Origin of the sequence: Ochrobactrum teleogrylli, assembly GCF_037482325.1 — a bacterium.
Taxonomy (GTDB): Bacteria; Pseudomonadota; Alphaproteobacteria; order Rhizobiales; family Rhizobiaceae; genus Brucella; species Brucella teleogrylli.
This window is the reverse complement of record NZ_JBBHKQ010000001.1, coordinates 3082195-3094656: the sequence shown is the minus strand read 5'-3', so window position 1 is coordinate 3094656 and position 12462 is coordinate 3082195. Positions and strand designations below refer to the sequence as shown.

The following is a 12462-nucleotide window of genomic DNA, read 5'->3' as shown; positions in this document are numbered from 1 at the left end:
CCAAAACCGGTCGCGATTGGTGAAAGCCTTTTGGGCAATCGGAGGCACGAAGCCTCGATGCCCGCAGGCTTGCGGATGGTCTTATGCCGGAAAACCGGCTTCATCCTTGTCGATTGCGGCAAAGTACAAGGAATGTCGTTGTGAGTCAGATCGCCTTCTGGGGTGCGGTCGAATTAGGCCTCGTTTTCGCGTTTGTCGCCATTGGCGTTTATCTGGCGTTTCGCGTCCTCGACTTTCCCGACTTGACGGTAGACGGTTCATTCCCGCTCGGTGCAGCTGTAACCGGCGTTCTGATCCTCGCGGGCCTCAACCCATGGCTCGCCGCCGCAATCGCCATGGTTGCTGGCGCGATAGCCGGTCTCGTGACCGCCACGCTGAATGTCCGCTTCAAGATTCTCAATCTGCTCGCTTCCATTCTTACTATGATCGCGCTGTTTTCGGTGAACCTGCGTGTGATGGGCCGACCGAATATCGCGCTCATCAATCAGGACACGATGCTCAGCCCCTTCTTCGGCCACGGCATTCCGGAATATTACGTTCGCCCGGCTTTCCTTTTCGTGCTGGTGGCCATCGCGGTCTTCATCGTCTGGCGCTTTCTGGAAAGCGACATGGGCCTCGCCATGCGTGCGACCGGTGCCAATCCGAAAATGGCGCGCGCGCAAGGCGTACAGACGGATCGTCAGATTTATATAGGCATGGCGCTCTCCAACGCGCTTGTCGCGCTTGGCGGGTCGCTTTTCGCCCAGACAAACGGTTTTGCGGACGTCACCTCGGGTGTTGGCACCATCGTCGTTGGCCTCGCAGCGGTCATCATCGGTGAAACCATCCTGCGCACCCGCAACCTGCTGGTGATCCTGATCGGCTGTGTGCTCGGCTCCGTCATCTACCGCATCGCCATCCAGCTTGCACTTTCGAACGGCAACACATTCGGCCTGCAGGCGTCCGATCTCAACATCGCCACCGCGCTTCTCGTTACATTCGCCCTGATATTGCCGCGCATGCGCCGCGGGGGAGCATCCGCATGATCGAAGTATCCAATCTCGATGTCGTCTTCGGTCGCGGCACCCCGCTGGAAAAGCAGGTTCTGAACAAAATCAACCTGACCATGGATCGCGGTTCCTTTGTCACCGTTATCGGCTCGAATGGCGCTGGCAAATCCACCCTTCTCGGTGTGCTTGCGGGCGATGTCATCCCGACCGGCGGCAAGGTGGTGATCAGTGGCAAGGATGTGACCCGTAAATCCACCGCCGAACGCGCCGGTCTCGTCGCACGCGTGTTTCAGGACCCGCTGGCTGGCAGCTGCGGCACCCTGACCATTGAGGAAAACCTCGCGCTTGCCGCATCGCGTGGCAAGAAGCGCGGCTTCACCCATGCGCTGAATTCCAATCGTCGCGAATGGTTTCGCGAGCGCGTGGCGAGCCTCAATCTCGGCCTTGAAAACCGGATGCAGGACCGCATGGAGCTTCTCTCCGGCGGGCAGCGTCAGGCGCTTTCGCTGATCATGGCAACGCTGGCCGGTTCGGAAGTTCTGCTTCTCGACGAACATACCGCAGCGCTCGATCCGGGCATGGCTGAATTCGTCATGGAACTGACCCGTACGCTCATCACCGAAAACAAGCTGACGGCGCTGATGGTCACCCATTCCATGCGTCAGGCGCTGGATTATGGTGACCGCACCATCATGCTGCATGGCGGCAAGATTCTGCTCGATGTTACCGGCGACAAGCGCAAGACGCTGGGCGTGGAAGACCTGATCGAGATGTTCCGCAAGGTGCGCGGCCAGACGCTCGACGACGATGCCCTGCTGATCGAATAACAATCCACCTATTCGCTTTTCACAGCCGCCGTTCACCCCGTGACCGGCGGCTGTTTTGTTTCTGCCCGAAATGCTCTAAGAACCCACTATGGCCCAGAAAAAAGCAAATGAAGTCGATGGTTTCCTGAGCAGACCGAGCAGCTCGTTTCCGGTCGTGCTTCTTTATGGCCCGGATAAAGGGCTGGTGAGCGAGCGCGCACGCCGCTATGCCGAGGCGACAAAGCTGCCGCTCGACGATCCCTTTGCCGTCATTCGCATGGAAGCCGACGAGATCGACGCAGATCCTTCGAAGCTCGCCGATGAAGCGCGCACTATTTCGATGTTCGGTGGCATCCGCTTGATCTGGATCAAGAACGCCGCCGGGCAGAAGAAACTCGCCGATGCGGTCAAGCTCTTGGCAACCGAACCGCCGCATGAAACCTTCATCCTTGTGGAAGCCGGTGATCTGAAGAAGGGCGCAGGGTTGCGCAGCGCCGTCGAGAACGCCTCGGCGGGCATGGCGCTGCCCTGCTATACGGATGATGCGCGCGGCATCGATGGTGTCATTGATGATGTGCTGGCCGAATGGAAGCTGCAGATCACCCTCGATGGGCGTCAGCTGCTTCGCGCCAGCCTTGGCGGCGACCGCCTTGCCACCCGCGGCGAACTGGAAAAGCTCTGCCTCTATGCGCGCGGCAAGGAACGTATCGACATTGACGATGTGCGCGAAGCGGTGGGCGATGTTGCAGGCCTGTCGACAGACGAGGTCGTGGATGCAGTCATTGCCGGTGATTTGCAGCGATTTGAAATCACATTCGACCGTGTCGTGAAATCCGGCACAGCGCCTTTTCTGGTGCTGAACACGGCCATGCGGCAATTCCAGCAGATACAGGGCCTGCGCTATATCATGGATAGCGAACGCAAAAGCGCGTCCGTTGTCGTGGCCGGTGCAAGGCCACCCATCTTCTTCAATCGTAAAAGGCTGATCGAAACAGCAGTCGGACGCTGGAGCGGCGAAAGCCTTTCACGCGTTTTGGAGCGTCTCCAGCGTGCCGTGCTGGAAAGCCGTCAGAATTCCGCGCTTGCCATTCCGATCATCCGCCAATGCCTGATGGCTATCGGTGTGGAAGCTATGCGCAACGCACGGCGCTAGCTCCCTTCTCGTGAAACAATCCGCAAATAAAAACCCCGGTATAGATACCGGGGTTCTTGTATTCCACAAACGAACAAATCAGCTTTGAAGGCGGCGGCAGATTTCATCGAGTTGCTCCAGAGAGCTGTAGCGGATTTTCACCTCGCCGCCCCGGTCCCGATGGTTGATCTCGACCTTCATGCCGGTCACATCGGAAAGCAGCTTTTCCAGCGCCTTGGTGTCGGCATCTTTCTCCACCGGCGCAGCTTTGCCCGGTTTCGGTTCCGCCCCGCCCCGCGCTTCGGCCTGCGCAAGAGCTTCCACCTGACGGACGGACAAGCCTTCCTTGACGATCCGCTCCGCCAGAACCGTCGGATTGTCCATCGTGATAAGACTGCGCGCATGTCCGGCAGACAGCGCACCATCAACGATAAAATCCTGAACTGGTTGCGGCAGCTTGAGAAGGCGCAACGTATTGGCCACATGGCTACGGCTCTTGCCGATCACCTGCGCCAGATCGTTCTGCGTATACTCATGATTATCGATAAGCTGTTGATATCCCAACGCTTCTTCGACTGCATTCAGGTCTGCGCGCTGAACGTTTTCAATGATCGCGATCTCAAGAGCGACGCGATCATCCACATCGCGGACGATAACAGGGATCGTATCGACGCCTGCGCGCTGCGATGCGCGCCAGCGGCGTTCGCCGGCGATCAGCTCGAAATGATCAGGCTGACCGGGCGCGGGACGCACCACGATTGGCTGAACAACACCATGTTCCTTGATCGACTGGGCCAGATCTTCGAGTTCTGCTTCCGCGAACATGCGTCGCGGATTGCGCGGATTGCGCGTGACGAACTCGATGGGCACATTACGTTCAATTGGAACTGGCGTTTTGCGCTCCTCGACCGGACGGTCGATCTCACCAATCAGGGCGGCCAGTCCGCGGCCAAGGCGCTTCTTTGAAGGATCGTCGTTCATCGTTCGGCAAATTCCTGCAATTGTTACGTAGTCGAATCGATAGGCTTGCTATGCGGCTTTCAGCTGCCGCTCGCGCTGGATAACTTCCGACGCAAGCTGCAAATAGGCCTGACTTCCCGCGCATTTCAAATCATAGAGAATGGCCGGCTTGCCATGGGATGGGGCTTCCGATACGCGCACATTGCGCGGAATGACAGTGCGATAGACCTTTTCGCCCATGAAGGCGCGGACATCATCCACCACCTGGGAAGCCAGATTGTTGCGGCTATCGAACATCGTCAGCACGATGCCCTGGATGGAAAGCTCGGCATTGATGGTCGAGCGCACCTGATCGACCGTCTGCAACAGTTGGCTCAAGCCTTCCAGCGCGAAGAACTCGCACTGCAACGGCACAAGCACGGAATCCGCAGCGGCCATGGCATTCAGCGTCAACAGATTCAGGGATGGTGGGCAGTCCACCAGAACATAGGAAAACCGTTCGGAAACGCTGGAATCGAAGCGCAGAGAATCGCGCAGACGGCGCGTACGGTCTGCGGATTGTGCGATTTCCATCTCGATACCCAACAGATCGAGCGTCGAAGGCACGATAAAAAGATTGGGTACATCGGTCTGCATCGCAGCTTCCGGCACTGACGCCTCTTGCGTCAGCACGTCATAAGAAGACAGCGGACGGTTGCGGCGGTCAATCCCCAACCCCGTGCTGGCATTACCCTGCGGATCGAGATCAACGATGAGAACCGTTTCGCCTATTGCCGCCAATGCCGTGGCCAGATTGATCGCCGTCGTGGTTTTACCGACGCCGCCTTTCTGGTTTGCAATGGTTATGATCCTGGACATCTTGTTCATTACCGTCGCCCTGCCGCTTTCCAGATCTGCCAAATTCTCGGATTCAATTTGCTTTGCGTCGCAAGTTGCTGATTTCGAGGATGACCGAAGTCTGATCGATAGCACTTTGATGTTTTACCAGATCGAAATCCCAACCGACACGGCTTTCATCGATTTCCCTCTGGTAATCCCGACCTTTTTGGAAAAGCGCCTTGGCGCCGTTGACGAGCCAGGGCTCCGTCAAACCGAAAAGATCATTCAATGAGGCGAGCGCGCGGGCGGTAACAACGTCCGGCGTTTCGATTTTTTCCCACATCGACTCGATGCGAGCCGCATGAATATGGGCGGGAACATTCAAATGTCCGGCAGCGGTACGCAGAAAAGCAGCCTTTTTGCCCGCACTTTCCACCAGATCGATACGGCTATCAGGCTGATCCGCGAGATAGCAGGCCGTGACGATGCCGGGAAATCCGCCCCCGGAACCGATATCGATCCAGCGTTTAGCGTTTGGCGCTAGCGGGAAAACCTGCGCGCTATCGAGAATATGACGGCTCCAAAGGTCCGCCAATGTCGATGGAGAGGCCAAATTGATCGCTTTTGACCATTTTCGGAACAGCTCTTCGAATGCAATCAGGCGATCCGCTGTTTCACGTGAAACAGTGGGATTGATCCGGCGAAGGCTTTCATAACGACGATCCGCACTCATAATAGCACTCACGCCGCGCCCTTCCCTTCCGCCAGTTCCGCGGCAACCTGTCGGCGCGAGCCATGCTTCTTGATTTGTGCGATCAACAGCGCCAAAGCAGCTGGTGTCATCCCGTCGACGCGTTGCGCTTCGGCAATCGTTTCCGGTTTACGCTGCTTGAGCTTATGCTTCAACTCATTGGACAAGCCCGAAATCGCGTCGATATCCAGACCAGCGGGAATCAACAAACGCTCTTCGCGTTCCATGACAGCGATATCCGTCTGCTGACGTTCCATATAGACCGCATATTGCGCTTCAATTTCCAGCGCTTCGCGCGTGAACGGATCTATTGAGCCCAGTTCAGGCCAGATTGGATTCAACCGCGTCAGGTCAATATCGGGATAAGACAACAAATCATAGGCCGAGCGGCGAACACCGTCGTGATTGAGATGCAAATCATAACGACTTGCGAGATTTGGCGTAATCGACAGCGACTGTGTCAATTCCCGTGCGTTTGACAATGCTTCCTGACGTTCATCAAACCGCTTCTTGCGCTCTGCGCCCAATATACCGAGACGATCTGCCAGCGGCGTCAAACGCTGATCAGCATTATCCGCACGCAAAGAAAGACGGAATTCTGCGCGTGATGTGAACATGCGGTAGGGCTCACTGACACCGCGAGACGTGAGGTCATCCACCATCACGCCGATATAGGCTTCGGTGCGCTGGATGATGATCGGCTCATCGCCCCCTGCCCGCCGCGCAGCATTCAAGCCGGCCAAAAGACCTTGGGCGCCCGCTTCCTCATATCCTGTCGTGCCATTGATCTGGCCAGCGAGGAACAGACCATTGACGCGCCGCGTTTCCAGACTGCGCTTCAGCTCGCGCGGATCGATGAAGTCATACTCGATTGCATAGCCGGGCTGCAGCATCACTGCCTTCTCAAGACCGGGTATGGTCTTCAGGATTACAAGCTGCACATCCTCCGGCAAAGAGGTCGAGATACCATTCGGATAGACGGTATCGTCATCCAGACCTTCCGGCTCCAGGAATATCTGGTGGCCGTCGCGATCCCCGAACTTGACGATCTTGTCTTCAACCGAAGGGCAATAGCGCGGGCCGATACCTTCAATTGAACCGGAATACATGGCTGAGCGATGCAGATTGGCGCGAATAATCGCGTGGGTTTCCGGCGTCGTGCGCGTAATACCGCAGTCGATCTGCGGCGTCGTAATGCGATCTGTCATCAAAGAGAACGGGACCGGGTTCTCATCGGCTGACTGGGTTTCGAGGTTTGCCCAATCGATAGTCCGCCCATCAAGACGCGGTGGCGTGCCAGTTTTGAGGCGCCCCAATGCAAAGCCAAGCGTCTTCAAAGTATCCGAAAGCCCAAGTGCCGGATTCTCACCCATGCGCCCAGCCGGTATCTTCTTCTCGCCGATGTGAATGAGGCCGTTCAAAAATGTGCCGGTCGTCAGCACGACAGCGCCGCAGTTCAACAGCCGACCATCTGACAACACGACACCAGTGACGTTACCATTCTCGGTTTTGATATCGAAGGCACCACCTTCAACGACAGTCAAATTCTCTTGCTTACTGATTATGTCCTGCATTGCAAGACGATAAAGTTTGCGATCAGCTTGGGTACGAGGGCCGCGAACGGCTGGTCCCTTGCGTCGGTTCAGTAGGCGGAACTGGATGCCTGCCTTATCGGCAACGCGACCCATCAAACCGTCCAACGCATCAATCTCGCGAACAAGATGCCCCTTCCCCAGACCACCAATAGCCGGATTACAGGACATAACGCCAATGGTATCAAAGCGATGCGTCACCAATGCCGTGCGTGCGCCAGCGCGCGCAGCAGCCGACGCAGCTTCGCAGCCCGCATGACCGCCACCGACAACAATAACATCGAAGACTGTAGACTCAGCCGAACTCATTTCTCGCATCCTTGGATTAAGAGACAGCTTTTGCCATGAAAGCGTTTGAAACGGAAGGATAAAAGCGTGACGAGTGATCAATTTAAAGCGTTCAAGGTCGCTGACTCATGAAGATCAGATGGAGTCAACCAACATTGACGGATTCCACAGATGTTTCACGTGAAACATTTCCCGAGCTTTGTCGGTGCTTCACGAGGCAATGTTTCACGTGAATCACTTGCCAATGCAGAACTGCGAGAAAATCACATCCAGAATTTCTTCGACATCCACATCACCTGTGATGCGCCCGAGATATTGCGAGGCTCGGCGCATGTTTTCGGCGCGCAACTCCAGTGGAAGATCGTCTCGGTTGGCGGCGATTTCGATTTCGCTTAGTGTTGAGCGGAGCAAATTGATATGGCGCTGTCGTGTGGGAACAGCATCGTTGATCTGACCAATGCGTTCTTCGGCGAACTTCTGGAGTTTGGCTAAAAGTTCTTCGAGTCCTGAACCATTTTTGATGGAGATTCGAAAAGTCCATCGTTCGGTTAGAGCACCAGTCAGATCAGCCTTGGTTCCAATCCGCCATATCTCCGCATCGGCTTCGTCGAGAGACACGTCAATCGGATCGCTCATATCTTCAAGAAGAAGTATGAGGTCTGCTTCTGATGCCCTTTCGCGGGCTCGCTCAATACCGATTTTTTCCACCGCACTTTCGGTCTCGCGTAGCCCCGCCGTATCGGTGACATAAACCGGGATGCCATTGAGGTCGAGTTTGACTTCCAGAAGGTCGCGCGTGGTGCCCGCTTCATCGGAAATGATGGCCACTTCACGCCCGGCGAGAAAATTCAACAGGCTCGATTTACCGGCATTTGGAGCGCCAGCAATTACCACATGCAATCCGTCGCGAAGCATGGCAGCACGCTTTCCGCTGGCAATGTGGAGCTCAATTTCCTTATGCAGCGCTTGCAAAGATCGCCATACCTGATCAGAAACAGAACCCGGCACATCGCTTTCATCCGCAAAGTCGAGTTCGGCTTCAATGAAGGCACGCGCACGGACAAGCCGTTGCCGCCATTCCGTATAGAGTTGACGTTGCGCGCCGGAAGCGACCTGCAAGGCAAGGCGTCGTTGGCCTTCGGTCTCTGCGGCAATCAAATCGGCGAGACCTTCGGCAATTGTCAGGTCCATCTTTCCGTTGGTAAAGGCCCGACGCGTAAATTCGCCCGCTTCTGCAATGCGGCATCCGGCAAGTTTACTCAGTTCCTGCAATAGCTTTTCTACGACGGCGATACCGCCATGAAGATGAAATTCAACGCAGTCTTCGCCGGTAAAACTATGCGGTCCGGGGAAAAAGAGCGCCAATCCGCGATCGATCGCATCTCCATTTCGGGCACGGAATGTCTTATAGGCCGCATAGCGCGGTTTAATTTCGCCGCCGATAATCGTTTCGACAATGAATCGAACTTTGGGGCCGGACGCACGCACGACAGCAACACCGGACGGGAGCCTTCCACTGGACAGTGCGAAAATCGTATCGTGATGCACGGCGGTGTCGTTCATTGCGTTTCCTGACCTATATCAATCTTGCCAAGAGGATTGAAATTAAGCTCAGTGCATATTCATTCAAACGCTGAAAGGGAAGCCTCATGACGGATATCAGCAGAAACAGGCTGTCTGCGGAACCCAGTGCCTATCTGCGCCAACATGCGGACAACCCGGTTCACTGGCAACCCTGGGGAAAGGAAGCCCTCGACGCGGCGCGGGAATTGAACCGCCCTATCCTGCTTTCGATCGGCTATGCCGCCTGTCACTGGTGTCATGTCATGGCCCACGAGTCTTTTGAAGATGCCGATGTTGCAGCAGTCATGAACGACCTGTTCGTCAATGTGAAGGTAGACCGCGAAGAGCGGCCGGATATCGACCAGATCTATATGGCAGCGCTCGGCGCCATGGGGCAGCAGGGCGGCTGGCCCTTGACCATGTTTCTGCGCCCTGACGGCAAGCCGTTCTGGGGCGGCACTTATTTTCCGCGACATGCGCGCTACAACATGCCGGGCTTTGTCGACGTACTGAACGCGGTGAATGGTCTCTGGCAGGGAAATAAAGAAAAAATTAACCATAATGCCGAAGCGGTCTTCAATCATTTAGAAGGCAGGCTCGCTGCGCAGAGCGAAGGTAGCCAGAACGAAGTTTCCAGTTTCGATGCGGTGGCTACGCGGATCGCTACCATGTTCGATCCCGTTCGCGGTGGTATCGAAGGCGCACCGAAATTTCCCAATGCCCCCTTCATGGATGCTCTGTGGCTGTCCTGGCTCTATAATCGCGACAGCGATAGCCGGGACAAGTTTGTCCACTCGCTGAAAACCATGCTGCAAGGTGGCATTTACGACCATCTCGGCGGTGGTCTTTGTCGCTACAGCACGGATGCGGACTGGCTGGCGCCGCATTTTGAAAAGATGCTCTACGACAATGCCCAACTGATCCGTCACGCTAATTATGCCTATGCGGAAACCAAGGATGACTTGTTCCGTAACCGAATCGAAGAAACTATCGATTGGCTGGTTCGTGAAATGCGCCTGCCGGACGGCAGTTTCACATCCAGTCTGGATGCCGACAGCGAAGGCGAAGAAGGAAGATTCTACGTCTGGAGCGAAGCAGAGATCGACCGCGTTCTGGGAGGAGACAGCGCAGCTCTCAAGACCTTCTATGGCGTTACACCGGGTGGCAACTGGGAGGGCCATACTATTCTGAACCGCCTGCATGACGTCGATGGTGGAGGGTCGGTTCCGCCGTTGATACGGGATGCCAAGACGAAGCTTTTCGCACAGCGTGAAACACGCATTCGCCCCGGACGGGATGATAAGGCGCTCACCGACTGGAACGCACTGGCAATCCGGGCACTCGCAGAGGCAGGGCGGAGCTTTTCAAAACCGGACTGGACCACGCTCGCCGTCGAAGCCTATCACGCCATCATGGCGCCGTTTCGTGCGGGACAAATGGCGCATTGTCGTATGGAAGATCGGCTGGTCTACCCTGCCCTTTCGACAGACTATGCCAGCATGATCAATGCAGCGCTGGCGCTCTTTGAAGCAAGTGCTGACCGCGCTTATGTGGATGATGCGCAGAAGCTGAAGCAAGCGCTCGACGCACATCACCGGGACGCGTCCGGCAATTATCGTCTCTCGGCACTCGATGCCGACGATGTTATTCTTCACGCCTATGGAGATTATGATGAGGCGATCCCCAGTGCGACAAGCCAGATCATTGAAGCGCTGACGCGGCTTTTCCTCGCGACCGGCGATATGGCGCTTTATCAAAGCAATGAAACGTTGATTGAGCAGGCACTGGGCCGCGCATTGGCGCAGCAATATGGACAGATCGGCATATTGAATGCTGCGCGTGTGGCGGCAGAACCGCTGTCGCTCGTTGTCGCCGCGCAATCCCAACAGGATGAGCTTGTTTCGATAGCGAATCGAAACCCTGATCCGCGGCGTATGGATAAGATCGTCAGTTTCACAGCGGATGCTGAGATCGACCTGCCCACAGGCGGCACAGCCAAGGCTGAAAAGCCCTCCGCCTGGTTCTGCAAAGGCCATGTGTGCCTGCCACCCGTGGAAAACGGCGAAGCATTGCGCATTCTTCTGACCGGCGGAGCATGAACACCAAAAAAGCCACGCCGGTTACCCAGCGTAGCTTTAATTTGTCGGAGCGCTTGAAGCGCGATTACGTGTTCATCGAATCGAAGAACTCACCATTGCTCTTGGTCTGCTTGAGCTTGTCGATGAGGAACTCGATTGCATCAGTCGTGCCCATCGGCGCGAGAATACGGCGCAGAACGAAAATCTTCTGGAGATCGGCGCGTGGGACGAGCAGATCTTCCTTACGCGTACCGGACTTGAGAATGTCCATAGCCGGGAAGATGCGCTTGTCTGCAACCTTGCGGTCGAGAACGATTTCCGAGTTACCCGTGCCCTTGAATTCTTCAAAGATCACTTCGTCCATACGGCTGCCGGTATCGATCAGCGCGGTCGCGATGATGGTAAGCGAACCACCTTCTTCGATGTTGCGTGCAGCACCGAAGAAACGCTTCGGACGCTGGAGCGCATTGGCGTCCACACCACCGGTCAGGACTTTACCCGACGACGGAACAACAGTGTTGTAAGCGCGGCCAAGACGGGTGATCGAGTCAAGCAGGATCACGACATCGCGACCATGTTCCACCAGGCGCTTGGCCTTTTCGATGACCATTTCGGCAACCTGAACGTGACGGGCAGCCGGTTCGTCGAAGGTTGACGAAATGACTTCGCCCTTCACCGAACGCTGCATATCGGTCACTTCTTCCGGACGTTCATCGATCAGAAGAACGATCAGATAGCATTCCGGATGATTGGCAGTGATCGAATGTGCGATGTTCTGCAGCAGAACGGTCTTACCGGTACGCGGCGGAGCGACGATCAGGCCGCGCTGGCCCTTGCCGAGCGGCGCAACCAGATCGATGACGCGCGGCGACAGATCCTTGGAGGTTGGAACTTCGAGTTCCATCTTGAAACGCTCATTCGGATAGAGCGGCGTCAGATTGTCGAAGTGGACCTTGTGGCGAATCTTTTCCGGGTCTTCGAAATTGATCGAATTGACCTTGAGAAGCGCAAAATAACGCTCGCCTTCCTTCGGGCCACGAATCGGGCCTTCAACCGTATCGCCGGTCTTCAGCGAGAAGCGGCGCAACTGCGAAGGGGAAATATAAATATCGTCGGGGCCTGGCAGATAATTGGCGTCGGCGGAGCGCAGGAAGCCAAAACCGTCCTGCAGCACTTCGACAACGCCCTCACCGATGATCTCGACATCCTGCGAAGCCAGCTTCTTGAGAATCGCGAACATCAGTTCCTGCTTGCGCATCGCGCTCGCATTTTCGACTTCAAGGGTTTCGGCAAAAGCAAGCAGCTCAACCGGTGTTTTATTTTTTAGTTCTTGTAGTTTCATTTCCTGCATGGATGAGGAACTCTTTTGAAATATAAGGAGAAAATGCAGTTGTTCGGAAAGTTGGTCAGCTGGTTGGCTTGACCGGCATCGAAGGCCTGCGATCAGGAAGGGAAGAGGTTTCCTTCATATCGATTTGCAATAT

10 protein-coding genes are annotated in these 12462 nt (G+C 55.9%); 4 read left to right on the top strand and 6 right to left on the bottom strand.

Translation table 11 applies throughout. The features are described 5' to 3' along the window. Positions 1-140 precede the first annotated feature (140 nt). The 3 genes from WIX40_RS14450 to holA all read left to right on the top strand — a co-directional run bounded on the left by WIX40_RS14450 (position 141) and on the right by holA (position 2948). Complete coding sequence (locus WIX40_RS14450) at positions 141-1025, top strand: ABC transporter permease (RefSeq protein WP_109370010.1); 885 nt, start codon at positions 141-143, stop codon at positions 1023-1025. Then, positions 1022-1816: an ABC transporter ATP-binding protein gene (locus WIX40_RS14445; protein WP_140026249.1), complete on the top strand. Its 795-nt coding sequence runs from the start codon at positions 1022-1024 to the stop codon at positions 1814-1816. The genes WIX40_RS14450 and WIX40_RS14445 overlap by 4 nt, the downstream gene beginning before the upstream one ends. A gap of 88 nt (positions 1817-1904) precedes the next feature. Then, the gene (holA, locus tag WIX40_RS14440; protein ID WP_339440369.1) at positions 1905-2948 is read left to right on the top strand and encodes a DNA polymerase III subunit delta; all 1044 of its coding nucleotides are present in this window, start codon (positions 1905-1907) and stop codon (positions 2946-2948) included. A 78-nt stretch (positions 2949-3026) separates the two neighbouring features. Here the strand turns inward: holA and WIX40_RS14435 are convergent, their stop codons facing one another. The 5 genes from WIX40_RS14435 to mnmE form a co-directional block, all read right to left on the bottom strand. Beyond that, entirely contained in the window at positions 3027-3908 is an 882-nt protein-coding gene (locus WIX40_RS14435; protein ID WP_121536860.1) for a ParB/RepB/Spo0J family partition protein, read from the bottom strand. A 48-nt stretch (positions 3909-3956) separates the two neighbouring features. After that, entirely contained in the window at positions 3957-4754 is a 798-nt protein-coding gene (locus WIX40_RS14430) for a ParA family protein (protein WP_109370014.1), read from the bottom strand. A gap of 43 nt (positions 4755-4797) precedes the next feature. Then, positions 4798-5439: a 16S rRNA (guanine(527)-N(7))-methyltransferase RsmG gene (gene rsmG, locus WIX40_RS14425; RefSeq protein ID WP_339440367.1), complete on the bottom strand. Its 642-nt coding sequence runs from the start codon at positions 5437-5439 to the stop codon at positions 4798-4800. An 8-nt stretch (positions 5440-5447) separates the two neighbouring features. Further along, positions 5448-7358, bottom strand: coding sequence for a tRNA uridine-5-carboxymethylaminomethyl(34) synthesis enzyme MnmG (gene mnmG / locus WIX40_RS14420; protein WP_339440366.1), 1911 nt, complete (start codon positions 7356-7358; stop codon positions 5448-5450). Positions 7359-7571: 213 nt separating this feature from the next. Further along, positions 7572-8900: a tRNA uridine-5-carboxymethylaminomethyl(34) synthesis GTPase MnmE gene (gene mnmE, locus WIX40_RS14415; RefSeq protein WP_339440364.1), complete on the bottom strand. Its 1329-nt coding sequence runs from the start codon at positions 8898-8900 to the stop codon at positions 7572-7574. Between the two features lie 86 nt (positions 8901-8986). Between mnmE and WIX40_RS14410 the strand changes: the two genes are divergently transcribed. Beyond that, positions 8987-10999 carry a thioredoxin domain-containing protein gene (locus tag WIX40_RS14410; RefSeq protein ID WP_339440362.1) on the top strand — a complete coding sequence of 671 codons (2013 nt, stop codon included), beginning with the start codon at positions 8987-8989 and terminating at the stop codon, positions 10997-10999. A gap of 64 nt (positions 11000-11063) precedes the next feature. On the opposite strand, the gene rho is transcribed toward WIX40_RS14410, so the two are convergent. Further along, positions 11064-12329, bottom strand: a complete 1266-nt coding sequence (gene rho, locus WIX40_RS14405; RefSeq protein WP_109370019.1) for a transcription termination factor Rho — start codon at positions 12327-12329, stop codon at positions 11064-11066. Between the last annotated feature and the right edge of the window lie 133 nt (positions 12330-12462).

Excerpts from the sequence above, each read along its gene's own strand:
- WIX40_RS14445 (WP_140026249.1), top strand. The coding sequence starts at position 1,022 with ATGATCGAAGTATCCAATCTCGATGTCGTCTTCGGTCGCGGCACCCCG.
- holA (WP_339440369.1), top strand. The coding sequence starts at position 1,905 with ATGGCCCAGAAAAAAGCAAATGAAGTCGATGGTTTCCTGAGCAGACCG.
- WIX40_RS14435 (WP_121536860.1), bottom strand. The coding sequence starts at position 3,908 with ATGAACGACGATCCTTCAAAGAAGCGCCTTGGCCGCGGACTGGCCGCC.
- WIX40_RS14430 (WP_109370014.1), bottom strand. The coding sequence starts at position 4,754 with ATGAACAAGATGTCCAGGATCATAACCATTGCAAACCAGAAAGGCGGC.
- rsmG (WP_339440367.1), bottom strand. The coding sequence starts at position 5,439 with ATGAGTGCGGATCGTCGTTATGAAAGCCTTCGCCGGATCAATCCCACT.
- mnmG (WP_339440366.1), bottom strand. The coding sequence starts at position 7,358 with ATGAGTTCGGCTGAGTCTACAGTCTTCGATGTTATTGTTGTCGGTGGC.
- mnmE (WP_339440364.1), bottom strand. The coding sequence starts at position 8,900 with ATGAACGACACCGCCGTGCATCACGATACGATTTTCGCACTGTCCAGT.
- WIX40_RS14410 (WP_339440362.1), top strand. The coding sequence starts at position 8,987 with ATGACGGATATCAGCAGAAACAGGCTGTCTGCGGAACCCAGTGCCTAT.
- rho (WP_109370019.1), bottom strand. The coding sequence starts at position 12,329 with ATGCAGGAAATGAAACTACAAGAACTAAAAAATAAAACACCGGTTGAG.